The organism is Campylobacter sp., from assembly GCF_019423325.1.
Classification (GTDB): Bacteria; Campylobacterota; Campylobacteria; order Campylobacterales; family Campylobacteraceae; genus Campylobacter_B.
In genome coordinates, this window is record NZ_JAHZBQ010000002.1 from 391,767 (window position 1) to 416,180 (window position 24,414).

Consider the following 24,414-nt stretch of genomic DNA (forward strand, 5'->3'; position numbering starts at 1 on the left):
TTTTATAAATCGATCCTATTAAGCCCAAAATGCTCTTTGAAATCCTCACAAACACTATAAAAATCGACGCCTTCGATTTTTGGCTTGGCTTTGAAAAACTCTAACATCGAATTATACCCGCTAAGCAGCTCCTTGCTCTTTACGCCGTAACTAATCGAAATTCCAGCCTCGAAAAACGCCGCTAGCTTATCGCAATACTTAAGCGCTTTGCCGTCAATCGCGCGAAATTTATCTTCGTTAAACATCTTTAGGCTACCTTCTGCAAATTTAGGCTCCTTGCCTAGCTCGAAGGTGCGGTTTTCAAACTCATCTTTTATAAATTTACCGCCCTCTTTGCGGATACCCAAAATATAACTAAAATCATCTCTCATATGTTCCGGCACGAAAGGCAAAATTTTATCGTCTATTAGCCGCATCTCATATTCGCCGATGATGTCGCTAAGGCCTTTGACGCCGTATTTTACGGGGCTAATGATGTCGCGAGTGAGGCTTTCGGGCAAATCATGAAATAGCGCGCAGAAAAAATTATACGCCGTGCGCGAGCGGCACGCATCCACTTCAAGCGAAAAAAAGTAGCTTAAAATCGCGACTACCAGCATATGTCCAAGCACCGATGTCTCAGGGATGCGCGGCGTCTGCGCCCAGCGCTTTTGAAAACGAAGTCTACCACTAAGATCGACTATGCGGGCGAGCTTTTTATTCATCACGATCTTTCGCACGCCGATAAGCTCGTAATAATCCTCGAGCTCCTCATCCACCTTGGCTTTTAGCTCCTCGATGTCGTTTAAAAACTGGCTAGTTTGATAGACGATGTTAAATTCCCACCGCGTAGAGAGGTAACTAGCTGCCTTTAAGATCACCGCTTCTTTCTTATGATCTTTGGAATTTAGATATTTTTTAAATCGCTCGAAAAAAGCGCCATTTTGAATAGGCAAAAGATCGCTTTCTAGGACACTTAGAACCCATTCGTTGATCTTTTTTTTCTTGGTTTTTTGGATCTGATGAAAGACGTCCGGACGGATGTCGGTTACTACGATACGCGCTAAAAACTCGAAAATCCCCGCTTCGATGACGTAGTTGATATCCACGTCGCGCTCAAAGCTAGCGATAAAATAAGCGATGATAAATTTATGCGCCTGCTTGTCGAGCTCAACTAAACTTACCATCTTTGGGTAATCGTTCCAGCGGCTAATGCTTGCGGATTTAAAAATTTGTTCGACTAAATTTGAGCTTATCATCGATAAATTTGATCCGAGTTTATTTCGATTACCGTGTGGACGTTGCCGCGCGGATTAAAATCGCCCGTGATTTTCATAAATTTAGGCTTTAGCTTGTTTTGAAGCGCGCCGTAAATTTCATTTATGCTATCCTCGTGGCTGATGTAGCGATTCATGAAGGAATTTATGTAAATTTTAATCGCCTTAAGCTCCACTACGAGCTTATCCGGGATATATTCAAAATAGATCGTCGCAAAGTCCGGATAGCCAGAGCGCGGGCAGCGGCAGCAAAACTCGGGCAGGGTGATTTTTATTAGATAGTCGCGCTCCTGTTTGTTGGGCCAAACTTCCATCTTTTCTATGTCAAATTTCTCAATTTCCTCTTCGCCGTATCTCACTATGATCTCCTTAAATTCGATATATCATTCGGTTTTTCGACGCAAAATCCCTGAATATAATCGATACCCATTTTATAAAGCTGCATTTGAAATTCCTGCTTATCTACAAAGCGCATTATGGTTTTGACGCCCGATTTTGCGCAGGCTTCATTAATGCCAATAAATATATTTTTAATCTTTTCATCGTCTAAATTTTTGTTAAATTCTATATCATAAACAATAAAATCGACGTTTAGAAATTTTAAATACTCAAAGCTCGCGTTCGAGCCGCCGAACTGCGACAGCGCGAAGCTAAATCCAAGTTCGCGGAATTTAATCAAAATTTCGTCAAAGCGCTTGATCTCCGAATAGATAAGCTTTTCGTTAAACTCAAACACGATCTTTTTCGGATCGATCAGATTATTATCGATAAGCTTTAAAATTTCATTGCGAAACTCGTTATTTCGCAGCGTCTGAGGCATAATCTCGATAAAAATTTTAGCGTCAATATCTTTAAAATAGATGATTCTAGAAATTTGCCTCATCATCGAAATATCGTATTTAATATCGTAATGATTTAGAAGCAAGATATCTAAAATTCTACTTTTTGTGATCTTTTCGCCGCTTCTTAGATCGAGCTTCGGGATCAAATTTATATGCGATTTTACGCCGTTTTTATCTGCAACGCGCTGATATTTAAAGCTAAAATTTTCACTATCGATCGCTTCCATAACGTCGGCGGAAAATACGTCGATTAATACCTTTTCTACGTCGATCGCTTTTTCTCCGTGTTCTTCGTCGTCCAGGTGATTTATCTTATAAAATAGCGCATTTACAATATTATTTAGATTGCGATCATATGAACTTGGAAGCATTGCAAATTCGCTTTTTATCTCTACATTTTTAATCGTTTGACTTGAAATTTTATGTTCAAACATTCGCAAAATATGACTTAAATTTGTAGCTTTTGATTCCACTCCGAATACAAAGTAGCCGTTTATAAAGCGCCCGATCGGAAGGTCCTTAAAACCCTGCTCCGCCATAAAATTTGAAAGTTCCTTACAATACTCATATAAAATTTCATCGCCGTTTTTATAACCATATCGATCGTTTATGTCGATGATATTTTTAATTCGCAAAAGAACGATATTTATTTGACGATTTTTAGCTAGATCGTTGCTTAAAATTTTTTCGATCTCCTCGCGCACAAACACGTGAGTAACGGGATCAATCAGAGTCTTTTGAAAGCCGAAATAAATTTGATAGATGACATAATAAACATAGCAGGTTAAAAGTATCAAAAATAAAATTACGTCGTCAAATTTGAACTCACCATTTCGGAATAAAATAATTCCGAAAACAATCAAAACGCAGGTAAATGGCACCGAAATTTTAAGCGCCGTTATGAAGCGGTTTTCGCGCTCTTTGGTCTCACTAAATAGCATCTAAACGTCCAAATGTTTTACATCTTTTGCATGATCTTGGATGTAGTTTCGGCGCGGCTCGACCTCATCGCCCATGAAAAGATTAAAGGTATCGCTAGCGCTCTGTGCGTCTGCAATACTAATTTTTAAAAGCCTTCTATTTTCAGGGCTCATAGTAGTTTCCCAAAGCTGCTCTGGATTCATCTCTCCAAGACCTTTGTAGCGCTGAATATAAGCGCCTTTTTTCGAGCTTTTTTCGATTTCGTCTAAAATTTCAATAAAATCCTTGCCAAAGCTTACATCCCGCTCTTTAATTTTTGAATAAATTCTAATTGCCTCTTCAAAGATATAATTGCTAAATAAATTCTCATCTATCACAAGCTGTTCTAGGCCACTCGGAGTTTGGACATAAATTCTAATGCCTTCATCATTTACATATGAATTTAAAATATTAAATCCTTCGCTCTGCAGGCGCGGTTTTAAAATTTCAAATAGCTCCTCATAGCCGAGGCTTCGCGCTTCGTCGTTTTCTATTAAAAATCTGATCGCGCTAAGCACGCTGAAGCGCTTTTTAAGCTCATTCAGAAGCGAGCGGTAGTTTGAAACTATTTTTAGATAATCGATCAAATCCTCGTTGCCGATGCCTTCAAACTCTCCCATATCGATGCCCGTTTCGATCAAAAACTCGCTAAGCGCTTTTTCGTCTTTCAGATAAATCTCTTTTTTTCCCTTTTTATATCTAAAAAGCGGCGGCTGCGCCAGATAAACATAGCCATTTTCCACGATAGGACGTAAAAACCTAAAGAAAAATGTTAGAAGCAGCGTCTGGATGTGGCTGCCGTCGACGTCCGCATCGGTCATAATGATGATTTTGTGATAGCGGAGCTTTTCTTCGTTAAATTCCTCGCCGATGCCGCAGCCAAAGGCCGTGATCATATTTTTAATCTCTTCGGATTGTAAAATTCTATCCAGCCGCGCCTTTTCTACGTTTAAAATTTTACCTCTAAGCGGCAATATCGCTTGAAACACGCGGTCTCTTCCCTGTTTCGCCGAACCGCCCGCGCTATCGCCCTCGACTAGATAAATTTCGCTAATGCTTGCATCCTTACTCTGGCAATCGGCTAGCTTTCCCGGAAGGGTGCCGACGGAATTTATATTGTCTTTTTTGCGAGTTAGATCGCGCGCTTTTTTTGCCGCTTCGCGACCGCGCGCGGCTAAAAGAGCCTTATTCATAATGGCGCGCGCTTCGATCGGATTTTCTTCAAAATACTTGCTAAGCACCTCAAACGCCATCTTTTGCACGATCGGCTTGACGTAGCTGGAACCTAATTTCCCCTTCGTCTGTCCCTCGAACTGCGGTTCGGGAACCTTTACGCTAATTACAGCGATAAGCCCTTCGCGAACGTCATCACCAGTAATCTTCGTGTCTTTTTCGCGCGCAGCCGCATTTGCCGCGACGTAATTTGTTATCGCACGCGTAAGACCCGCTCTAAAACCCGCCTCGTGCGTACCGCCGTCCGGAGTTTTGATATTATTTACGAAGCTTAATAAAATTTCACTATACGTTTCGTTATACATCAGCGCAAAATCGACCATAACATCATCCGCGCTATCACTAAACGATACGGCTTTGGATATGGCAGGCGCTTTATTCATATCGTTTACGAAGCTCTCCAAGCCGCCTTCGAAGTGAAAGTGCTCGTCTCTGCCCGTGCGATTATCTTTAAAATTTATCGTAATTTTTGGATTTAGATACGCTAGCTCGCGAAATCTTTTTGATAAAATTTCATCGTCAAATTCTAAAATTTCAAAAATTTCGCCGTCGGGCCAAAACTCGATCGTAGTGCCCGTGCGATTAGTAGTTTTTATCTTTTCAAGCTCGGTAGTAGGAATTCCTTTGGCAAATTCTTGTCTATAAATATTTCCGTCACGTTTGATCGTAGCAACGAGCTTTTTTGAGAGCGCATTTACAACGCTAACGCCCACGCCGTGCAGACCACCGGAGACTTTATAAGTGTCTTTGTCAAATTTACCGCCTGCGTGAAGCACGGTCAGAACCACCGTCGCAGCAGGAATTTTTTCAGTCGGGTGTATATCGACGGGAATTCCACGACCGTTATCGCTAACGATGCAGCTTCCCTCACTCGTGATCTCGACGTCGATTATGTCGCAGTACCCTGCCATCGCCTCATCGATTGAATTATCTACAACCTCATAAATCATATGATGAAGTCCGCCGATATTGGTGTCTCCGATATACATTCCAGGTCGCTTTCTAACAGCCTCAAGACCTTTTAAAACTTTAATATTACTGGCGCCATAATTTTGTTTCATAATTTTCCTTTAAATATTATTTATCGGCATGACAACCGTTTTTAGGCCGTCCGCGCTAAGTACGAACGCCGTATCGGAGCTGTTAAAATTAAGCTCAAAAATTTCGCTCTCTATGTTACTTAAAAAATCAAGCAGAAAGCGATTTTTCACGCCGAAGACTATCTCGCCGTTTATATCGATCGCCGCTTCAATTTCGGTCTTTGCCTCGGAATTATCCTCATTGATGCTCTCAAAAACCATTCCGTCCTTTTTAATGGTAACCTTCATCTCCTCGCACATTGCGTTTATCGCTCGCACGCCGCTTACCATCTTATCGCGCGGGATTAAAATTTTATACGCCGTATCGCTTGGAATAACGCGCTCATAGTTTGGAAATTTGCCGTTAATAAGCTTTGTAAAAAACTCAAAATTTTCGCTCACCGCTAGTAGCACGTTTTCGTCGTAGTAAATTTTAATTTTATCCGAAAATAGCTTTTGAATTTCGCCTATCGCCTTTTTAGGGATTAAAATTTTAGTATCTAGCTCGCCCGCTTTTGATTGAGTAATCAGCTTATAAACACTAAGTCGCTTAGTATCGGTTCCGACTAAATTTAAAAATCCCTCTTTTACGTCGATTAAAGCGCCGTTTAGCTCATATTTTGGATTGTTCGTATCGATCGACGGATAGATCTTTTTAAGGCTTCTGCCTAAAATTCCAGCATTTACGTCAAAGCTGTTTTTACCATCTATTGTAGGAAAGCTCGGAAAATCCCTCGTTTCAAACATCGGAAGCTTGTACTTGGATTTTTTTTGCTTCACAAATAGCGCTCCGTTAACGGTTTCTAAAATTACGTTATCGTCGCTTAAGCCTTTAATAACGCTAAGAAGTTTGCCTCCGTTTGCCGTAGCTTCTCCCTCTGTTTCTATCGAGACATTTTGTAGATTGTAGCTTAAACCGATTTCATGATCGGTAGCTTTTATACTAAAAATTCCATCTTTAGCGCTCATCAAAAGATGCGAAGTTATCGAGCTTAGATCTTTCTTATCGAGATAGGAGCTGGTATTGGAAACTATCTCTTCTAAAAGTTTTTTAGTGATTAACACTTTCATATTTTTATCCTTTTAAATTTTTATCGTTGTAGTAGTTGGTAAGAGGTTTTTGTGAAAAACTTATCCTAAAGCTTGTCTTTAGGTAGTTTATCCAGTGAGTAAGTAGCTTTGTTTTATTCACTTTTATTCACCTTTTTTGCTTTATTTTCATAAAGTCTAAATTTCATTCTTATCCTTTTTGGTTATTTTGTTTTTTAGCTCTTCAATTTTTATCTTTAATATCTCGTCGGTTTGAATGAGCTCGTTGATTTTTTTGATATTTTTGCTGATGGCGCTGTGATCTTTTAGATTAAAAAATGCGGCGATTTTTGGCATTGAGTTTTGAGTTAACTGTTTGGTTAGATATATGCAAATTTGGCGCGCTTCGACGACGTTTTTAGCTCGCGTTTTGCTCTTTAGCTCGCTAGGTTTTACGTTCAGTTCTTTTGAAATCACCTCTATGACGTGTTCGAGACTCACGCTTGAATATTTTTGATGGATCTGATCTTGTAGCGTACTTTTGGTAAATTCTAGCGTGATTTTCGTGCGAAGTATCGACGAATAGGCATTTAGTTTGTTTATCGCGCCTTCAATCTCACGGATATTATCGCCCATATTTGCGGCGATATATTCTACGACGTCGTGTGGAATTCTAACGCGATTTTCCTCGCTCTTTTTATTGATAATGGCGATTTTAGTTTCGAGATCCGGCGGAGTGATGTTTGCTATTATGCCGCTTTCAAACCGCGTTGTCAGGCGACTTTCAAAGCCTTTTAGGAATTTTGGTGGTAGGTCGTTGGTAAGGACGATTTGGCAGTTTTTGTCTTTCAGCTCGTTAAACGTATAAAAAAGCTCTTCTTGAGCTTTGTCACGCCCGATTAAAAACTGAATGTCGTCGATGAGTAAAACATCGCAGTTGCGGTATTTTTGTTTAAATTTATCGATTGAGTTGTTTTTGAGATTAAAGACAAAATCGTTGGCAAACTGCTCGCTGGTGACGCAGATAACGGTTTTTCCTTTTTTAATGCAGTAATTTCCGATCGATTGAAGTAGGTGAGTTTTGCCAAGTCCGCTAGGTCCGTAGATAAAAAGCGGATTAAAGCGGATTCCGGGCTCTTTTGCGACGGTAATTGAGCACTCAAAAGCAAATTTATTTGAATCGCCGATGATGAAATTTTCGAAGTTGTAGTTTTCGCTTAAAATTGTGCTCTTAGGCTTTTCGGAGATGATTTTTACCTTTTCTTTCGGTGAAATTTTAGCTTTTGAGGTGATTTTGACGATTACGTCGCTAAGACCGAACTGTTTTTTGATAAGCTCTTTTATTTTAGTACCGTATTTTGTCTGGGCATATTTGGCTATAAACTCGTTAGTTGCGTTATAAATGAAAAATTCCGAGGTCGAGTTTTTATCGTTAAATTTCAAATTTTTAATGTATCTAGAGTATTCGGTAGGCAAAATTTCCTTCTCTAAATTCGATAAAATTTCTTGTGCTTGCGACGTCGCCATAAAATTCCCTTACAAATTAGATTAAGATTTTAGCTAAATTTCGCTAAATTTGCGGTAAATTTAAGTTTATTCACTTGTGATTAAGCCGTGAATAAGCGTGAAAGAGTGTTATGAAAATTTTAGGAATCGATCCGGGAACTAGAAATTTAGGCTATGCTGTTTTGGAAAAAGATGTGAATAAAATCACCCTCATAGAGGCGGGACTTGTGAAAATGAAGGCCGAAAACGTGCAATTTCAAATGACGCAGATGAGCGAGGCGATCGATCAAATTTTTAGCGCTCATAAGATCGATGAGGTCGCGATAGAATCGATGTTTTATGCCTACAATCCGCAGTCTGTTTTAAAGCTCGCTCAGTTTCGCGGCGCGCTGGCTCTTAAAATTTTACAAATTTTTGGAAATTTTGCCGAATACACGCCGCTTCAGGTAAAAAAATCGGTCACCGGAAAGGCGAAGGCGGCGAAGGAACAAGTTGCTTTCATGGTGAAGCGGATCTTGGGGATTAATAAGGAGATTAAGCCGCTTGACATCACCGATGCCATAGCTATCGCGCTTACGCATGCAAATGTTATGCGCTTAGCGCCTAAATAGGAGGGTTTATATGAAAATCGCTATTTTGCAAATGGACGTGAAAATGGCTCAAAATTTTGCAGATTGTGAGCAAAATTTTATTCGCGCGCGCGAGCTTATAGATCGTGCGTTAAAAAGAGGCGCGGACGTAGCGGTTCTGCCCGAGGCATTTAATATGGGCTTTAATACGGCTAAATTTAAAGAGCTCGCCGATACGAACGCTGCTCATACGAAAAAATTTTTAAGCGAAATTTCGCAAAAAGGCGGCGCTGTTTTGATTGGTGGAGCGATAAATTCTAGGCAAAATAAAATTTACAATTCCGCTTTCATCTATCAAAACGGAGCCGAAATTTTACGCTACGACAAGATCCACGCCTTCTCGCTCGCTCGCGAAAATGAGATCGTAAGCAGCGGTGATAAGCTAGGCATTTGCGAGATAAAATTTCAAAATCGCGCGGTCAAAATCGGCGTCGCGGTTTGCTATGATCTGCGCTTTTGTGAAATTTTTCGCGCTTTAGCGCTTCGCGGCGCGCAGGTAGTTTTCGTAATCGCGCAGTTCGCGCAGAGCCGCATAGAGCATTTTATCACGCTCGCTAAGGCCCGTGCGATCGAAAATCAAATTTTTATCTGCGCGGTAAACGGCTGCGGCTATACGGGTCAGGGCGAGAGTTTCGGCGGAAATTCCATGCTGATCGGTCCGAGCGGCGAGATCGTCGCTCGCTTAGGCAAAAAAGAGGCCGTGAAGATTGCTCGAGCGGATTTAGACGAAATTTTAAAATTTCGCGCTAAAATGGATCTTTTAAAAGATATGAAACCTAAAATTTATAAGGAGTTTTGATGAAAACTTTGGTATTTGTGATCGATATGCTAAACGGCTTCGTAAAATTCGGCGCGATGGCCGATCCCAGCATAGCAAAGATCGCTCCTGCGGTGCTTAAACAGATTGAGGCGGCGAAAAACGTGCATTTCATCTGCGACGCTCACGCCGAGCGGGATTTGGAGATGAAGCGCTACCCGATCCACTGTCTAGTTGGCTCGCCCGAAGCGGAGGTGATCGAGGAGCTCGCGCCCTACGTAAGCGAGCAAAACGTCACTTTTAAGCGTAGCACGAACGGCTTTCATAATTTGGATAAGAAAATTCTGGGCGGCTTCGATCGCTTTGTGATTACGGGCTGTTGCACCGACATCTGCGTGATGCAGTTTGCGCTTAGCCTGCGCACCTATCTCAACGAAACGGGAGAGGATAAGGACGTCATCGTTCCGCGAGGTGCGGTAGCTACATACGATGCGCCGAACCATGAGCGCGGCTACTATGACGAATGCACGCTAAGCTTAATGCAAAATGCGGGGATTTTGGTGATTTAAGCTGCGCTTGATTCAAATAGAATTTTAAGCAAAATTTTGTAGCGTATAAATTTTTAAAATTTAGAGCCGCTCTTAAAATTTTGAAATTTTTTGAGCGGTAGAATTTTCAAATTTTGTGTTACTCGTAGAATTTTAAGACTCTAACCCTTTACGGATTTTAGCTTTGTTTTACCGCGACTGCTTTTGCGACGAAAAATCCAACTACTCCAGAAATTATCGAGCCTAAAAATACCGCGAGCTTGTCCGTGTAATGATACATATCGCTACCGCCGTATGCTAGACCGTCTACGAAAAGTGCCATCGTAAAGCCGATACCACAGATAATTGCTACTGCATAAAGCTGCGGCCAGCCTGCATTTTCGGGCATGTAAGCGATTTTGGCTTTGATTAAGATCCAGCTAAAGGTAAAAATTCCGATCTGTTTACCGAAAAATAGCCCTAGCATTATACCCATCGGCACCGGACCGAAAAGGAAGCTAGGACTGATACCCGCTAGCGAAACGCCTGCGTTTGTAAAGGCAAAGATTGGCAGGATGAAGAAATTTACGGGGTAGGCTAGTCCGTGCTCCATATCCTTTAGCATAGAGCCCGAGCGGGTCTTAAGCGGGATACAAAAACCCGCAAGCACTCCTGCGATGGTCGCGTGGATACCGGAGTTTAGTACCATCACCCACAGCACCACGGCCACGATGATAAACGGAAGCTTTTTATCGACACCAAGTCTGCTCATCGCTAGCATTATTGCGACACAGGCAGCTGCACCGCCTAGATATATTGCGTTTATGGTTGAGGAATAAAACAAAGCGATGATTAAAATTGCACACAGATCGTCCATTATCGCAAGCGTCAAAACGAAAATTTTAAGGCTAGCTGGGATTTTTTTGCCTAAAAGTGCCATCACGCCCACGGCAAAGGCTATGTCGGTCGCCGTAGGGATCGCCCAGCCCTTCATCGCGACGGCATCGCCCCAGTTGATGATCGAAAATATGATCGCAGGCATCATTACTCCGCCCAAAGCCGCGAAGCTAGGAAGTAAAATTTGAGAGAAATGGCGCAACTGCCCTTCGATCTTTTCGCGCTTGAGCTCAAGTCCGATGGCAAAGAAAAATATCGCCATGAGCACGTCGTTTACCAAAAAATGCATTGATTCGTCAAGTTTCGCAGAACCCATGCCTATGGTAAAACTTAGATGTAAAAACGCTTCGTAATATTTAGATAAAAATTCTACATTTTGAGCTACGATCGCAAAAACCGCGGATAGAAGTAATATAACGCCGGCGCTACTTTCGCTTGATAAAATTTTCTTAATGATATGTTGCACATGCTTCCTTTAAAATTTTGCTCTAATTTTATGCAAATTTTAATTAAATTTTTATCAAAACGGGCTAGTTGCTCGGTAAATTCGGCATTATTAGCATCGCATAAAGTATTATAAACATTATGATCGTAGGGCCTTCGTTGATCGCACGGAAGTATTTTCCGCTTCTGTGGCACTCGTTTTTTTCAAATTTATACATATAATAATACAGCCACAAATGATAACAGATTAGCAAAACTCCGGCTAGTAATTTTATATGAAAATACCCCATTTTCATAAGCCCCGGATTTAAAACGATAAGCATCACGCCGCTAAAAACCGTCACTGCCATCGCTATCCAGCCGATCGCGTGATAGAGCATCCGCTCCATTTTTTTAACGACCTTTACGAAATCTGGTTTGTCTAAATTTTCAGCGTGATAAACATACAGGCGCGGCATATAAAATAGCATCGCCATCCACGAAATAAAGCCCGCAAAATGGACAAATTTAAACCAATAGTAACTCATTTTTTCTCCTTAATCTCTCATTAAAATTTCTTTTCGCGCCTCGAATTCTTCTTTAGAAATCGCGCCTTTTTGATACAGCTCAAAGAGCGCATCGACTTTTTTTAGACGCCCCTCGTAGTCGTCTTCCTCCGTCTCACTTACAAAAGCATTTAAATCTTCCACCCAAATTCCTACGAAAAATATATCCAGCAAAATCCAAATTCCCCAAATCGCCCAAAACAAAAAGCCCACCAAAAACCATAGTGTAAAGCTCCCTAGCCAAAATAGCGCGATTTGAGCAAATCCGCTGATAAATTTACCGCAATAAATTCTATGCAGTCCGCCGCCGATCGGCATAGCTGCGATCCACGAAAACGCACCTAAAAACCAAAGCGCGTAAGCGATATAATTATTTCTCTTCATTTTTCTCCTTTTTTGCGGTGCGTAAGCCCTGAAAAATAAAAATCACGACGGCTAGATCTATCATCACATCGGCGAAATTAAACACCGCAAACTCAAACCATTTATGCCACGCGACGTAATCGACTACGCCGCTGCGAATGAAGCGATCAAGTAAATTTGAACAACCTCCCGCAAGCATCAGCGCAAACGGTGCCCAGTGCTCACAAAAGAGCTTTTTATGACAAAATACATACGCCGCAAGCGCTGAGATTAGCGCGATCTGGATAAATTTTAAATTTTCACCCAAAAAGGCAAACATCGAAAACGCAACGCCGCGGTTAAGCGTAAGCTCTAGTGAAAAAAACTCGCCCTGCCATGAAAAGCCGTTTAAAAACGCGAGCTTGATCGCTTGATCGATCGCAAAGATTGCCATGAAAAGCAGGATAAATTTAATACAGGTCTTAGCCATCTTGCAATCCAAATTTAAATATATAAAGCTTGCGTTTTTTACCCGCGCTTTTTGTGTGGAGCTGGTAGCTTGCCGCGCCGTAAAATTTCACCGCAACGCTACTCATTTAGGGCTTTGGCAAAAAATTTCTCGACCTCGTCCATTCGCTTTTGCAGCAGCTTTTCGTTTTTGCCCTCGATTAAGAGGCGGATAACGTTTTCGGTGCCGGAGTAGCGAAAGAGCGAGCGGATTTTGTCCGCTTTAAGGCTTGCTTCAAGCTCCTTTAGCCCTTTTAATTTTTCAAGCGGCTTTTTATCCGAAATTTTTAAATTCTTTAAAATTTGTGGATAGGGCTTAATCATCCCCGAAAATTCGCTTGCCTTCTTTTTCATATCTAGCATGCAGGCGGCGAATTGCAGCGCGCTTGCGATGCCGTCGCCCGTTTTGGCGTAATCGCTGAAAATCACGTGCCCGCTCTGCTCGCCGCCGAAATTTGCACCTAGCTCGTGCATCGTCTCAAGCACAAATTTATCGCCTACATTGCAGCGATGAAGCGCGATGTCGTGTTTAGCTAAAAAATCCTCCAGCGCAGAATTACTCATCACTGTGGCTACCATTTTATTGCCTGCTAAGCGATTTTTTCCTTTCAAATAGACTGCTAAAATTCCAAGTAGCGCGTCGCCGTGGATGATCTCGCCGTTTTCGTCCACGACTACGAGCCTATCGGCATCCCCGTCGAAGGCAAAGCCGACGTCGGCGCGTAATCTTTTGACCTCCGAGGCTAAATTTTGCGGGCTTAACGCGCCGCAAGCATCATTAATATTTTTGCCGTTAGGTTCGTCGCCGATGACGATAGTTTCGGCTCCCAGCTCGTTAAATACCGTAGGCGCGACCCTGTAGCTTGCTCCGTTTGCACAATCAAGCACGACGCGAAGCCCGTGCAGCGTCCTTTGCTTCGGGAAGGAATTTTTAATATGCACGATATATCTGCCGATGACGTCGTCCACGCGTTTTGCGGCGCCTATCTGCATCATTTTTGTGCGCGCTTCAGAGATGAGTTCGTCGCTGAAATAAATTTTTTCGATCTGCGCTTCCTCTTTTTCATCGAGTTTGAAGCCCTCGCTGTTGAAAAATTTAATGCCGTTGTCGTAGTATGGATTGTGGCTCGCGCTTATCATGATACCGGCGTCGCAGCGCATGTCCTCCGTAAGAAAGGCAATCGCAGGAGTAGGCATCGGTCCGATCTGGCGGACGTTGTAGCCCACTGAGGTAAGGCCCGCTACGATCGCGGTTTCTATCATATAACCGCTTCTGCGGGTATCTTTGCCGACTAAAATCATATTCGTAACGGAATTTTTCCTAAAATAAATTCCCGCTGCCATCGCTACGCGCATCGCAAGCTCGGCGGTCAAAAATTCTCCCGCTTTGCCTCGTACGCCGTCCGTCCCGAAAAGTTTCATTATCAAATCCTTAAAAATGTAATCGCAAAATTTTACCAGAAAAAGTTTAATCTTAATAAATTCGAGCTATTTTAAATTTCACTTAAATTAAGCGTCGATTAAATATTTTTTACGTATAATCGCAGGTTCAAATTTAACCGAAAAGGAACGTTATGGCAAATCACAAATCCGCCGAAAAACGCGCGAGACAAACCATAAAAAGAACGGAGCGAAATAGATTTTATCGCACCAGAGTAAAAAATATCACAAAAGCCGTAAGAGAGGCGGTCGAGAGCAAGGATCTAGACGCAGCGACTCAGGCTCTAAAAACGGCTAACGAAAGCTTTCACAGCTTCGTAAGCAGAGGCTTTTTGAAAAAACAGACCGCGAGCAGAAAAGTAAGCCGCCTAGCCAAACTCGTAAATTCTTTAAAAACCGCCGCGTAAGCGCTACTTACGCATAAAATTTAAATGCTAGCTGATAAACTAAAGCCCTTTTTGGATCGCTACGACGAGCTTTCGCGCATGCTTAGTGATCCCGCAGTTACCGCAGATATCGCCAATATGACTGCGCTATCTAAGGAGCAGCGCAATATCGAGCCGATCAAAGAGGCGGCTAGCGAGTATCTTAAAATTTTAAATCAGATCGAAGAGAACAAAGCTCTGCTAAGCGATGCCGATCTCGGCGAGCTAGCCAAAGAGGAGCTTAAAAGCTTAGAGAGCGAAAAGCCGCAGCTCGAAGAAAAAATCAAAATTTTACTGCTTCCGAAAGACCCAAACGACGATAAAAATATCTTTCTTGAGATTCGCGCCGGTACGGGCGGTGACGAAGCGGCGCTGTTTGCGGGCGATCTACTCGGCGCGTATCTACGCTACGCCGATCTTCGCGGCTATAAATGCGAGATCGTAAGCACTAGCGAAGGCAGCGTCGGCGGCTACAAAGAAGCGATCTTGCTCGTAAAGGGCGCGGGAGCGTATTCGCGGCTGAAATTTGAAGGTGGCACTCACCGCGTGCAGCGCGTCCCCGAAACGGAGAGTCAGGGCAGGGTGCATACCTCCGCGATCACCGTCGCCGTCATGCCCGAGATCGAGGATAGCGAGATACAGATCAATCCGAACGATCTTCGCATCGACGTTATGCGCAGCTCCGGCCACGGCGGGCAGTCCGTAAATACCACCGATAGCGCCGTTCGTATCACTCACATCCCGACTGGTTTAGTCGTCACCAACCAAGACGGCAAGGACCAGCACAAAAACAAAGAGGCGGCGATGAAGGTGCTAAAGGCGCGCCTTTACGATATGCAGGAGCAGGAGCGCTTAGAGAAAGAGCGCAAAGATCGCAAGGATCAGGTAGGTACCGGCGACCGCTCGGGGCGGATTCGTACCTACAACTATCCGCAAAACCGCATCAGCGACCACCGCATAAATTTAACTCTCTACCGCCTGGACGCGATCATGGCAGGGGGCTTGTTCGACGAGATCATCGATCCGCTCATAGCGCACTCTCAAGCCGAAGCGATCGCAAACGCGGGCTATTGAGCCTTTTAAAATTTAGACCTTACATCCGCCCGCTTTGCCGAATTTTGCCTCGATCAAAAGCACCAAGATGAAGAAAATTTTTTCATCGTTAAACTTTGCAATCTCACGCAGGTCTTGATCTGCGCTTATGAGCTTGATACCGTTTGATTTCAAAATCACAGCGAGCTCGTCCGGCTCAAAGCCCATTTTACCAGCGATCTCCCTAATATTATAAGACTCGATCGCGTCGATGATGCGATCCATATTACAAAAGCCCGGATTCTTGCGGCTCAAAACCACGTCCAAAAACTCGCCCCAAAGCTTTACGAGCTTCTTTCGCCTCGTGATTATATGCAAGATCGCGACGCAAAGCAGACCGAATCCCGCGATCTTATGCAGGCTCATCCACGTCTCGTCGTATTCGCCGCGCGCAAAGTAGGCGCCCGAAAAGCCCAAAATGCAAAGCGCGCAAGCTAGCAGCACGATGAGAGCAAATTTATAAACAATCCCCGCCTTAAGCATCAAATCTCCTTGTCTCGTTTTTAAAATTTAGCGGCTTAGGCGTAGCGCCCGCGAACGCTACGGCGGCGCTACGTCCCGCCGGTCGCCGCTATCGTATCGCCTCGGCGTTATTGCGCCGTCCGTACCGCTGCTTCACTTATACGCTCCGCGGATCGCCATCATCGTATCGCGGCGGTATTATTGCGTTGCTCGCACTGCGCTTACGCATCCCGTCGATCGCGGTTGCCATATTGCGGCATTTTATGCTGTCGTCGCCGTAATCACGCCGCGCCGTCTTGTGCTGCCGATCCGCCGTCGCGGTAGCATTGTTCGCTTCGATCGTAGCACCGTTACGATGATGATTTGCCCGAGCGAAGGTCATGTCATACGGCGCCGAGTAGGTACGTATCGCCGCTCCGCTTCTCGACTACGGCGTGCCGTCTGCGCCGCCGATGTGTTACGCGCCATCCGACGCGCTATCGACTTATTGCGACGCCCGCGCATCGCGCCGCTGCCGCAGCCCGCGTATTTAGCACGCCGTTACGCTACCGATCACGGCTCGGTTTAAAATTTTATCTAGGCGATGTCTCCTCGGCGGATCATTTTGCGTTTAAATTTTACTGACTTAAATTTTCGCACAGAACGTGATCGCACGCCAGCTATCGATCTCCAAGCCACTTGTCACGCCGTAGTGCCTGCCCGCCGCCGACTGCGTGCGAGCGCATAGCCACGCGGATGCCGATGCCCATGTATGCGAACACCGAGCGTCTCGGCTAAATTTTATCGCCGCTTAATATAAACGAGTAATTTTAATAAATCTGGATTTAAAAAGATATGAATTTAAAGGCAAAATCCCTGCGGCGCGAAATTTAAAGGACCGAATTTAAAGCTCTATCGTCCGCTCGAATATGTCCTCAAGCCCCGTTTGATGCACGATCGCTAGCATGCCGAGGCTCGGCAGATCCGCGCGCAGACTCAGTAGCAGCTCGCGTGCCGAGACCGGATCGAGCGCGGACGTGATCTCGTCTGCGAAAACAAAGCTCGGCTTGTAGTAATAAATACGTGCGAAACTAAGCCGCTGCGCCTCTCCGCCGCTTAAAATTTTAACGTAATCGGCGCGCGAGTTTAGCATGCGGGCAAATTTCTTAAGTCCTACGCGGCGTAAAATTTCTAAAAATTCCGCGTCGTCTGCGCGTGGCGGCTGCGGATAGGAAATGAGCTCTTTTAGGCTAAGCGGCGCTAGGTAGGGCTTTTGCGGGATAAACATCACGCCCGTGCGCGGCAGACTGATCTCGCCGCGGCCATATCGCCAAAGACCCGCCGCGTAGCGCAGAGTCGTACTTTTGCCCGCGCCGCTCTTGCCTCGCAGCATTATAAACTGCGCGGGCGCAAGCTCGAAGCGTAGATCCTCGATCAGCGGCTCGCCCGCAGGCGTGAAGACCGACAAGCCCTCGCAACGAGCGGAATTTTCGTCGCTTTGTTTGACGCAAGCACGCAGATTTGCGCTCTCGCCGTCCATGCGCGAGATGAACTCATAGATCCTCTGCACGCTCGCCGCCCACTCCATGATCTGCTTGTAATAGTCCATAAACCACGCAAATCCGTCCTGTACGCTGTAAAACGCCGAGCGCGCCTGCATCATATCGCCGAAGCTCATCGCACGCGACAAATACAGCGGCAAGCAGGCAAAGATCGGGATTAAATTCGTGATTTTTAGGTAGCTTGCCGAAAAGCACTCGAGGCGAAATTCCGTATTCATGATGCTGCGCCAATTTCTCATGATCTCGCCGAAACTCGCGCGGAAGCGGCTGCGCTCGGCATCCTCTCCGCGCATAAAGGCTACGGCTTCCGCGTTTTCGCGCACTAGCAGCAGATCCGAGCGGTAGTCGGCTTCGGCGCGCTGCTTGGCGAAATTTAGCCCCCTAAGCCTGCGCCCGATGAGATGCGTGATCAGCGAGCAAAGCAGCGTATAAAGGAGCGCGATGTAGAGCAAAAAGCCTTCGATCTCAAAGCGCATGCCGAAAATTTCAAATTTCAGCACCTTCGAGACCTGCCACAAGATCGCGACGAAGGCGATGAGCTTGGCGAGATTGTAGACGAGCGATTTTACGAGATCGACGCTTTTTTGCACGAGCAGCAAGCTGTCCTCGGCGATACGCTGATCAGGGTTGTCTAGCTTTGCGATTGTTTTTGAAATTTCACAATCTGCGCAAGTTTTGGATGAAATTTTATTCTCGCTTGCGCCGCTTTGCCCTGCTGCATTTTGCTCCGCCGTGCTCGGTAAAATTTCAAGCCCCTTTACGTCTCCATGCAAAGCCGCGCTGTCCGCTTCGGCTGCGGAACACTCTGTGCGCTCGTTTAAATTTTCATCTAAATTTACGTCGCCAGGTTTTTCTAAATTTGATCCGCCCCTGGCGCTAAAATTTCCATCAAGGCTCGTGCGGTAGAAGTTTGCGTTATGTAGCCATTTGCGCTCCATCATCGCGCTTAGCCGCTCGCGCCAGACGATTATGAGCAGTTTGCGAAGCCAGCTGCCGCAGACGATGAAAAGCACAATGAGCGCCGTGTAGAGCAAAAACTCGCCCACGAGCGCGGGGATCAGCTCGCCCTTAAGCTCGCTTAGCGCGTCGTAAAAGCGCTTATCCCACGCGTTCATCAGCACGCTGATTTTGATGATAGCCAGGCTAAAACCAAGCGCGAGCAGCAGCAGCGCCCACAGCTTCGCCGCCCCCTCGCCGAACCAGTGTGGACGTAGAATTTCAAAAAATTGCTTTAGCGTTTTCAAATTTTCTCTTTAAATTTTAAAATTTAGCGCCGGTTGCGGCGAGATCGCGGGATTAAATTTGATCCCGCGATCTCGCGATCGTATTTATGCTCGCAAGTCTCTGCGCGTTTAATTCACTTGGAATTTCGCGAGATTAAATCGCGAGATTAAATTTATCGCCCGCATCGCCTGCGATCGCTCGCGCTAATCAATCTCTAATCGACCAAATCGCGAGTTAAATTTTAATCCCGCGGCTTCGTTCAAATTTTACCCGCCTCGCCATGCGCGGATTGCGATAAATTTAGCTCACGCACCTTTGCGTACTCGCTCCGCTCGCAGCTTTGCAAGTACAAAATCCGCGCGAACGAATGCAAAATTTAATCGCGCTCTCGTTATTCGCGCAAAACCTGTCTGCAGACTTCGGCGCACCGGATTGCTCAAGCTTAATGAGCGCCGATCAACTCATACCTTCATGCAAGCCCCGCTGCGCTCGCATTGACACTAACCCGCGCGATCTGAGAGCATAAATATTTGCGAATACGACTTACTCGCAAATTTTATGCATCCCGCCCAAAGCAAGGCGCGGGCAGACTTTGAGCAAAACGGCGCCTTAATATTTATAATTAAACGTCAGCATAAAATTCCGCGGCTCGCCGTAGTAGTTGTTTTGTCCCGCTACTCTGTTATTTTGATTGATAAAGTAGCGCTTGTCGGTTATGTTTTTTACCGATAAATTTAAACTAAAATGCTCATTGTATTCATACGCAGCGTTGGCGTCCCATATCGTGTAGCCGCCCTGTACGGGGATGTCGTTAGCGGGGTAATAAGCGCCCGTCGAGATACTGCGCCTGGTATATTGGTTGTCGGTCTTGCTCTGATAGCGAAATCCGGCGCCCAAAGTGATCTTTTGCTGCGCTACGAGCGGAATTTCGTAGCTGCTGTAGAGCTTAAACATACGCTTAGGGATCCAAGGCTTGGCATTGGCACCCTTGCGGTAATCGACGTTGCTTAGCGCCGCAAAACGCCTCTCGTCCTTCATATACTCGCTTTTATTGTAGGTGTAGCCTCCGAATACTTTCCACTCGTCGGTAATTGCACCGTTTGCTTCTATGTCAAAGCCTCTGGATCTGACTTTGCCACTAGCTACCGATCTGCTTAGACCCGTAGCGTCGTAATAATCGTAGTCGGTGACGGCTCTATTTTCCTGCATGATCTGAAAGAAAGCCACGGTCGTATTTAGCGCGCCGTCGAAAAATTCCGACTTTACGCCCACTTCGGCGTTATAGCCTACGATCGGCTCTAGAATTTTTTCGTTTCTATCCCTAGCGGTTTGAGGTTTATAAATTTCGGCATAGCTCGCATATAGCGAATGATCTCTCGAAAAATCCCACGTAAGCCCTACGTAAGGCGTGATCTTGTGTTTTTTAACGATATCGTCTTCGCTGTGGCGGCCCGTGCGATAGTTATCCGTAGCGCTTTCTCGCTTTAGCCTTGAATATCTGCCGCCTACGAGCAGATGCCAATCATCGTTAAAATTATATCTCGTGCCCATCGCAACCATCTGCTGATAAATTTTAGTCGTGTAGTAAAGATTGTAGCAGCGGGTTCCAAGCGCGCATAGCGCGGTCGTATCATTCCAATTAGGCTCATTATTTATGAGACCCTTATTAAAGCTTTCATACGTTAGCCCTGCCGCACCGCCGTAAACATCTCTATCGTGCTGCGTAAATCTCTCCTTCGACGCAGTAGCGTTTATGAAAAAATCATGGCTTTGCCCAAACAGCTCATAGCCGATATCGCTACCTACCTGAAAGCTTAGCTCCTTGCTGCCGTTATCGTATCTGTCATAGCCTATGTATCTGCTTGCAGGATCCCTGCCCACTCCGTGCCAGCCGCCGAATTTCAACAAGCTCTCGCTGTGAGTATAGTTTAGTTTGGCGTAAGCCTTGATATTATCGCTAAATTTATGATTTAGTTCCAAAAACGTATTATATTTTTCATAAACCGACCTGCTCCAATCCGATATAAAGGTCGTTCTTTTGCTTAAATTTAACGCGTTGCCGTCCTTGCCCACTACAGGAATGCCGAAAGGATCATAAACGCTTCTTGTCTTTTGATAGATCACACCGGCTAAAATTTCGCTAAAATCTCCGAGATCAGCTCCCACCATCGCCGATGCCGCGCCGCGTTCGGTATTTTGCAAATCTCTAAAGGAGCCCTCCTTGCCGCTTACGCCGATGAGCCGTCCTCGGAGCGAGCCGCTTTCGTTTAAGCCGCCCGTCACGTCCACGCTGCCGCGATAATAATCATAACTGCCCGCACTTAGCGATAAATTCGCTCCGAGCTCCTTTTGAGGACGCTTTCTTACTAAATTTATAGTTCCGCCGGGCTCGCCGTTGCTCTGCGTAAGACCCGCTACGCCGCGCAAAACCTCGACGCGGTCATAAAATGCAAGATCGGTGTGCTCCTTAGACTGCCCGTAAAGCCCCTGCGCCGCAAGCGCAGTCGTGGATTGCATGCCGTCCTCTTGGATATTGTCGATATTAAAACCACGCGATATCGGCAAACTCATACCAAATCTGCTGGTAGCGGTAATGCCGGGTACGTAATTTAGCGCGTCATCGACCTTTGTAAGGCTCAAATCCTTTATGAGCTGATCGGGTACGACGGAGACGGTTTGGGGCGTCTGGCGAATGCTTAGATCAAGACCGGTGGCGGTGTTCATATTATCGGTCGTATACATACCGGTGCCTTCAGTTGTCAATAGATCGGCCTTGCCAGTGACGTTTATGGTGCCGAGATTATCGCCGTCTGAGCCCTGCAGCGTAGAATTTGCCGCGCTACCGCTTTGCGGCATAGAATTTTGTGTAACGCTTTTAGTAGCGGAACTTACGACGGCGTTGCCCTGCGGCGCAGAATTTACAGCGGTAGGGTTTTCAGGCTTTTGCGCAGAGCTTTGCGACGACGAAATTTTAGAGGTGGAGCTTGCGGCGGATGAGTTTTGAGAAGCGCCGCTATTTTGCGCCGCAGTAAGCCAAAACGGCGAGCAAAGTAGCGCAAAAGAAAGTAAAATTTTACCCTTTTTCATAAAAATCCTTTTTAGATTTTATAATCTATATCAATTTGCTGGCGAGATTATCTTACAATTCTTCTTAAATAATAATAAAATTTTTAATAAACTAAATCATAAAATTTTATATGTAATTACTAATTTAACGGAATTTAATAAGATCTATTGACGAATTTTTAAGCAAAATTTATATGGATTTTAAAAAGTATATGAATTTGAAAAACAAAGGATTTAAAAATTTAAAATTCTAAAATTCCGCCGCTTTAAAATAACGTAAGCGACGGAATTTAGCGCTTATCGGCGTTTGGTCTTGCGATTACGATAGCACTAGCACCGGTACAAGCGCATTGTGCAAGATATCCTCGGAAACGCTGCCTAAAAAGAGCTTTTTGAAAAAGCCCTTCGTAAAGGCACCGGTAGCGATCAGATCGAGGTTATTGGCGCGGCGATATTTGATGATCTCATCGGCGGGCACTTCCGCTTGGATGTATTTGAAAGTGGCGTTTTGAGTGCCTAAAATTTCGCGCGCTAGATCCAGCATCCGCTCACCCTCTGTGGCACCCGCATTAATGTGCAAGACATGCTTATGTGCGCTCGCAAGAAGCTTTGAGCTCTTTATAAACTCAAGTGTGCGTTTCGCCGCGTCAGTGCCGTCAAATGCGATGAGCACGGAGTTAATCGGTGAAAATTCCTTATTCACGAGCAGCGATGGCACGTGAAGCTCCTTTATCAGCACGCTTGCGTTAAAGCCTACGTCCTCGTTATTCGAGCCCTTGATACCGAGTACAAAAATTTCAGCTTCGTCCTTGTACTCGGCGATAACGTCGATAAAATCGCCATCTTTAATGATCTTACTCGCCTTTAGACCCGCAGCAGTCGCAGCGCAGATATATTCATCCAGCATCGCTTCAGCTTCTTCGTGGTCTTTCTCCGCATCCACGCCGCCTAGTGTGGGACTTCCGTAGCTATTTGCAAGGATATCATTCTCTCCTAGGACGATTCCGCCTGCGGCTAGCCCATAAAAATTCTCGCCAAGCTCCGGGATTTCAACCACGTGAATAAATACGAGCTCGGCACCCAAGGTTTTAGCGACGTAAATTCCGTAATCTCTAACCGCCGGGGCAAGCGCATTTTGATCGACGCAAGTGATGACCTTTTTCATTTTTCGTCCTTTTAAAGATAAAATTTTAATCAAAATAAGCTTATCAAATTTTGTATAAAAGTTATTTAAATTCGGCGAACTTGAATGCGGCGCGGGCGATTTTGTGAAATTTTAAAGCCGCGTCGTAATGGATTTGTGAGGTGCGGGCGCGCTTGTGGCAAGCTAGCTTAGGCTCAGCGTGGCAGGTGGGCGCGCTGTACAGACGCGGCAGACAAGGTGCGGCGCGGGCGGTTTTAAAATTTATCAAGCCGCTAAAAGTGCGGTTTAAAGCGCCGTTATTGCGGTTAGTAGCCCAAAGATGATCCCCGGGAAATTCGCCGCGGCGAGCGGATAGTCCTTTTTGGGCTTTAGCAGGCCGTAGCTAAGCTATATCGTGCAGTTTATCGCGGCTGCGAGCGGCTGGAGAAACGGGACTTTGTTGCCGTCTAAATTTGCCATTATATTCGGCACATAGGATACATACATGATGACCGACAGGCGTGTGCCCGCCCAACCTAAAATTTGTAAATTTCTTTCGCTCATTGATTTTCCTTTTTAGAAATACGTTTCAAATTTGCAAATGAAACGGAGCGGGGTTTTAATATATTAAAAATAAGAAACAAATTAAAAAATGGCTAGAAATAAAATTTGGCTTTAGATTTATAACGGCGCCCTCTTACCTGTTCGCATCTGCGTAAATTTTAAAGCGGCGTTTGCAGCGTGCGTTTTAAAAATAGAGAAATTTAAAACGCCGGACAATGGTTGAAATTTAAATTTTAAAGAGATAAAATTTTAAACGACTGAAGCCAAATTTAAGTAAAATTTTACAGGAGAATTACGGTAAAATTTCAAAAATATGAGAAGTAAATTTTATAATTTCTCGGACGTTAAAGATAGGAGCATTTGCCCTAAGTGCGGAGGCGAACTGCAAGATTATGCCGAGATAGAAAAGTGGAATCAAATAGAAAAGAATAAAAAGCTTGAAAGATATTATAAATTTGAAAAAGAGTGGCTAAAGACGATAAAAAAACAAGGGAGCGAGAAATAAAATGATAAATTATAGAAATATTGGTTCTATTTATGAGCTTGACTCTTTGTCTAAAAGCGGCTCGGATATATATTTGCTTATCGGATCGCACTTTATGGACAAAATAGATATCTTTAGTAATATCACAACGGATTTTCTTATAGGCGTCAAGTGGATATTCTTCTACGCAGAGAAAGCGTCGCGATTAGAAGATATCTTTGATAGTTTTATAGAGCGGCACGATTTATTGGATATCGTTACATTGTCATACGGAATCGATGAAAAAACGGAGCTTGTAAATCTATTTTTATCTAAGATAACTCCAACAACTATGGGCGTATCAATATTGGATGAGAAAAATGCAAACGAAAACGAGCTATTACGTGAAATTCTAAAAGGCGTAAATAATAAAAATGGCGATAAAATTTAAAATGAGGTGA

At 44.6% G+C, this 24,414-nt stretch carries 23 protein-coding genes; 7 read left to right on the plus strand and 16 right to left on the minus strand.

The features are described from left to right. Nucleotides 1-2: 2 nt before the first annotated feature. From QZ367_RS06880 to dnaA, 6 genes are all read right to left on the minus strand, one after another. Nucleotides 3-1,238: an HD domain-containing protein gene (locus tag QZ367_RS06880; protein ID WP_291938872.1), complete on the minus strand. Its 1,236-nt coding sequence runs from the start codon at nt 1,236-1,238 to the stop codon at nt 3-5. Continuing rightward, on the minus strand, nt 1,235-1,615 hold the full coding sequence (gene queF, locus QZ367_RS06885) for a preQ(1) synthase (protein WP_291938873.1): 381 nt from the start codon (nt 1,613-1,615) through the stop codon (nt 1,235-1,237). Before queF ends, QZ367_RS06880 begins: the two co-directional genes overlap by 4 nt. Further along, nucleotides 1,615-3,039, minus strand: coding sequence for an EAL domain-containing protein (locus QZ367_RS06890; protein ID WP_291938874.1), 1,425 nt, complete (start codon nt 3,037-3,039; stop codon nt 1,615-1,617). Before QZ367_RS06890 ends, queF begins: the two co-directional genes overlap by 1 nt. Next, entirely contained in the window at nt 3,040-5,352 is a 2,313-nt protein-coding gene (gyrB, locus tag QZ367_RS06895) for a DNA topoisomerase (ATP-hydrolyzing) subunit B (RefSeq protein ID WP_291938875.1), read from the minus strand. Nucleotides 5,353-5,361: 9 nt separating this feature from the next. Further along, a complete protein-coding gene (gene dnaN, locus QZ367_RS06900) occupies nt 5,362-6,441 on the minus strand; it encodes a DNA polymerase III subunit beta (protein WP_291938876.1) in 1,080 nt (359 codons plus the stop codon). Nucleotides 6,442-6,597: 156 nt separating this feature from the next. Beyond that, nucleotides 6,598-7,926, minus strand: a complete 1,329-nt coding sequence (gene dnaA, locus QZ367_RS06905) for a chromosomal replication initiator protein DnaA (RefSeq protein WP_291938878.1) — start codon at nt 7,924-7,926, stop codon at nt 6,598-6,600. A 110-nt stretch (nt 7,927-8,036) separates the two neighbouring features. On the opposite strand from dnaA, the gene ruvC reads away from it, so the two are divergent. Genes ruvC through QZ367_RS06920 form a run of 3 tightly spaced genes read left to right on the plus strand, consistent with a single transcriptional unit; the run spans nt 8,037 to nt 9,860 of the window. Next, nucleotides 8,037-8,516, plus strand: coding sequence for a crossover junction endodeoxyribonuclease RuvC (gene ruvC, locus QZ367_RS06910; RefSeq protein WP_291938880.1), 480 nt, complete (start codon nt 8,037-8,039; stop codon nt 8,514-8,516). 10 nt (nt 8,517-8,526) lie between these two features. After that, nucleotides 8,527-9,333 carry a nitrilase-related carbon-nitrogen hydrolase gene (locus QZ367_RS06915; protein ID WP_291938882.1) on the plus strand — a complete coding sequence of 269 codons (807 nt, stop codon included), beginning with the start codon at nt 8,527-8,529 and terminating at the stop codon, nt 9,331-9,333. Next, nucleotides 9,333-9,860 (plus strand): cysteine hydrolase family protein, encoded by a 528-nt coding sequence (locus tag QZ367_RS06920; protein WP_291938884.1) that lies wholly within the window; start codon nt 9,333-9,335, stop codon nt 9,858-9,860. Before QZ367_RS06915 ends, QZ367_RS06920 begins: the two co-directional genes overlap by 1 nt. Before the next feature lie 157 nt (nt 9,861-10,017). Here the strand turns inward: QZ367_RS06920 and nhaA are convergent, their stop codons facing one another. The 5 genes from nhaA to glmM form a co-directional block, all read right to left on the minus strand. Beyond that, complete coding sequence (gene nhaA / locus QZ367_RS06925; protein ID WP_291938885.1) at nt 10,018-11,181, minus strand: Na+/H+ antiporter NhaA; 1,164 nt, start codon at nt 11,179-11,181, stop codon at nt 10,018-10,020. 64 nt (nt 11,182-11,245) lie between these two features. Continuing rightward, nucleotides 11,246-11,686, minus strand: coding sequence for a CopD family protein (locus tag QZ367_RS06930; RefSeq protein WP_291938887.1), 441 nt, complete (start codon nt 11,684-11,686; stop codon nt 11,246-11,248). A 9-nt stretch (nt 11,687-11,695) separates the two neighbouring features. Next, the gene (locus QZ367_RS06935) at nt 11,696-12,088 is read right to left on the minus strand and encodes an SHOCT domain-containing protein (protein WP_291938890.1); all 393 of its coding nucleotides are present in this window, start codon (nt 12,086-12,088) and stop codon (nt 11,696-11,698) included. Further along, nucleotides 12,075-12,536 carry a signal peptidase II gene (lspA, locus tag QZ367_RS06940; RefSeq protein ID WP_291938892.1) on the minus strand — a complete coding sequence of 154 codons (462 nt, stop codon included), beginning with the start codon at nt 12,534-12,536 and terminating at the stop codon, nt 12,075-12,077. The genes QZ367_RS06935 and lspA overlap by 14 nt, the downstream gene beginning before the upstream one ends. Before the next feature lie 98 nt (nt 12,537-12,634). Then, nucleotides 12,635-13,975 (minus strand): phosphoglucosamine mutase, encoded by a 1,341-nt coding sequence (glmM, locus tag QZ367_RS06945; protein ID WP_291938894.1) that lies wholly within the window; start codon nt 13,973-13,975, stop codon nt 12,635-12,637. 152 nt (nt 13,976-14,127) lie between these two features. On the opposite strand from glmM, the gene rpsT reads away from it, so the two are divergent. Both rpsT and prfA read left to right on the plus strand, forming a co-directional pair. Next, nucleotides 14,128-14,400, plus strand: a complete 273-nt coding sequence (gene rpsT / locus QZ367_RS06950) for a 30S ribosomal protein S20 (protein WP_291938896.1) — start codon at nt 14,128-14,130, stop codon at nt 14,398-14,400. Nucleotides 14,401-14,424: 24 nt separating this feature from the next. Further along, nucleotides 14,425-15,492, plus strand: coding sequence for a peptide chain release factor 1 (gene prfA / locus QZ367_RS06955; protein WP_291938898.1), 1,068 nt, complete (start codon nt 14,425-14,427; stop codon nt 15,490-15,492). A gap of 12 nt (nt 15,493-15,504) precedes the next feature. On the opposite strand, the gene QZ367_RS06960 is transcribed toward prfA, so the two are convergent. The 5 genes from QZ367_RS06960 to QZ367_RS06980 form a co-directional block, all read right to left on the minus strand. After that, nucleotides 15,505-15,993, minus strand: a complete 489-nt coding sequence (locus tag QZ367_RS06960; RefSeq protein ID WP_291938900.1) for a chemotaxis protein — start codon at nt 15,991-15,993, stop codon at nt 15,505-15,507. An 862-nt stretch (nt 15,994-16,855) separates the two neighbouring features. Continuing rightward, complete coding sequence (locus QZ367_RS06965) at nt 16,856-18,757, minus strand: SbmA/BacA-like family transporter (RefSeq protein ID WP_291938902.1); 1,902 nt, start codon at nt 18,755-18,757, stop codon at nt 16,856-16,858. A gap of 589 nt (nt 18,758-19,346) precedes the next feature. Continuing rightward, nucleotides 19,347-21,824: a TonB-dependent siderophore receptor gene (locus QZ367_RS06970; RefSeq protein WP_291938904.1), complete on the minus strand. Its 2,478-nt coding sequence runs from the start codon at nt 21,822-21,824 to the stop codon at nt 19,347-19,349. Between the two features lie 298 nt (nt 21,825-22,122). Further along, entirely contained in the window at nt 22,123-22,968 is an 846-nt protein-coding gene (locus QZ367_RS06975) for a universal stress protein (RefSeq protein ID WP_291938906.1), read from the minus strand. 366 nt (nt 22,969-23,334) lie between these two features. After that, nucleotides 23,335-23,490, minus strand: a complete 156-nt coding sequence (locus QZ367_RS06980) for a hypothetical protein (protein ID WP_291938908.1) — start codon at nt 23,488-23,490, stop codon at nt 23,335-23,337. Nucleotides 23,491-23,803: 313 nt separating this feature from the next. Between QZ367_RS06980 and QZ367_RS06985 the strand changes: the two genes are divergently transcribed. Both QZ367_RS06985 and QZ367_RS06990 read left to right on the plus strand, forming a co-directional pair. Continuing rightward, the gene (locus tag QZ367_RS06985) at nt 23,804-23,995 is read left to right on the plus strand and encodes a hypothetical protein (RefSeq protein ID WP_291938910.1); all 192 of its coding nucleotides are present in this window, start codon (nt 23,804-23,806) and stop codon (nt 23,993-23,995) included. A 1-nt stretch (nt 23,996) separates the two neighbouring features. Further along, entirely contained in the window at nt 23,997-24,404 is a 408-nt protein-coding gene (locus QZ367_RS06990; protein WP_291938912.1) for a hypothetical protein, read from the plus strand. The last annotated feature ends 10 nt before the right edge of the window (nt 24,405-24,414 follow it).

Bases quoted from the DNA above. Each gene is read 5' to 3' on its own strand.
- QZ367_RS06880 (WP_291938872.1), bottom strand. From the start codon at position 1,238: ATGATAAGCTCAAATTTAGTCGAACAAATTTTTAAATCCGCAAGCATT.
- QZ367_RS06890 (WP_291938874.1), bottom strand. From the start codon at position 3,039: ATGCTATTTAGTGAGACCAAAGAGCGCGAAAACCGCTTCATAACGGCG.
- gyrB (WP_291938875.1), bottom strand. From the start codon at position 5,352: ATGAAACAAAATTATGGCGCCAGTAATATTAAAGTTTTAAAAGGTCTT.
- dnaN (WP_291938876.1), bottom strand. From the start codon at position 6,441: ATGAAAGTGTTAATCACTAAAAAACTTTTAGAAGAGATAGTTTCCAAT.
- dnaA (WP_291938878.1), bottom strand. From the start codon at position 7,926: ATGGCGACGTCGCAAGCACAAGAAATTTTATCGAATTTAGAGAAGGAA.
- ruvC (WP_291938880.1), top strand. From the start codon at position 8,037: ATGAAAATTTTAGGAATCGATCCGGGAACTAGAAATTTAGGCTATGCT.
- QZ367_RS06915 (WP_291938882.1), top strand. From the start codon at position 8,527: ATGAAAATCGCTATTTTGCAAATGGACGTGAAAATGGCTCAAAATTTT.
- QZ367_RS06920 (WP_291938884.1), top strand. From the start codon at position 9,333: ATGAAAACTTTGGTATTTGTGATCGATATGCTAAACGGCTTCGTAAAA.
- QZ367_RS06930 (WP_291938887.1), bottom strand. From the start codon at position 11,686: ATGAGTTACTATTGGTTTAAATTTGTCCATTTTGCGGGCTTTATTTCG.
- QZ367_RS06935 (WP_291938890.1), bottom strand. From the start codon at position 12,088: ATGAAGAGAAATAATTATATCGCTTACGCGCTTTGGTTTTTAGGTGCG.
- lspA (WP_291938892.1), bottom strand. From the start codon at position 12,536: ATGGCTAAGACCTGTATTAAATTTATCCTGCTTTTCATGGCAATCTTT.
- glmM (WP_291938894.1), bottom strand. From the start codon at position 13,975: ATGAAACTTTTCGGGACGGACGGCGTACGAGGCAAAGCGGGAGAATTT.
- rpsT (WP_291938896.1), top strand. From the start codon at position 14,128: ATGGCAAATCACAAATCCGCCGAAAAACGCGCGAGACAAACCATAAAA.
- prfA (WP_291938898.1), top strand. From the start codon at position 14,425: ATGCTAGCTGATAAACTAAAGCCCTTTTTGGATCGCTACGACGAGCTT.
- QZ367_RS06960 (WP_291938900.1), bottom strand. From the start codon at position 15,993: ATGCTTAAGGCGGGGATTGTTTATAAATTTGCTCTCATCGTGCTGCTA.
- QZ367_RS06970 (WP_291938904.1), bottom strand. From the start codon at position 21,824: ATGAAAAAGGGTAAAATTTTACTTTCTTTTGCGCTACTTTGCTCGCCG.
- QZ367_RS06975 (WP_291938906.1), bottom strand. From the start codon at position 22,968: ATGAAAAAGGTCATCACTTGCGTCGATCAAAATGCGCTTGCCCCGGCG.
- QZ367_RS06980 (WP_291938908.1), bottom strand. From the start codon at position 23,490: ATGAGCGAAAGAAATTTACAAATTTTAGGTTGGGCGGGCACACGCCTG.
- QZ367_RS06985 (WP_291938910.1), top strand. From the start codon at position 23,804: ATGAGAAGTAAATTTTATAATTTCTCGGACGTTAAAGATAGGAGCATT.
- QZ367_RS06990 (WP_291938912.1), top strand. From the start codon at position 23,997: ATGATAAATTATAGAAATATTGGTTCTATTTATGAGCTTGACTCTTTG.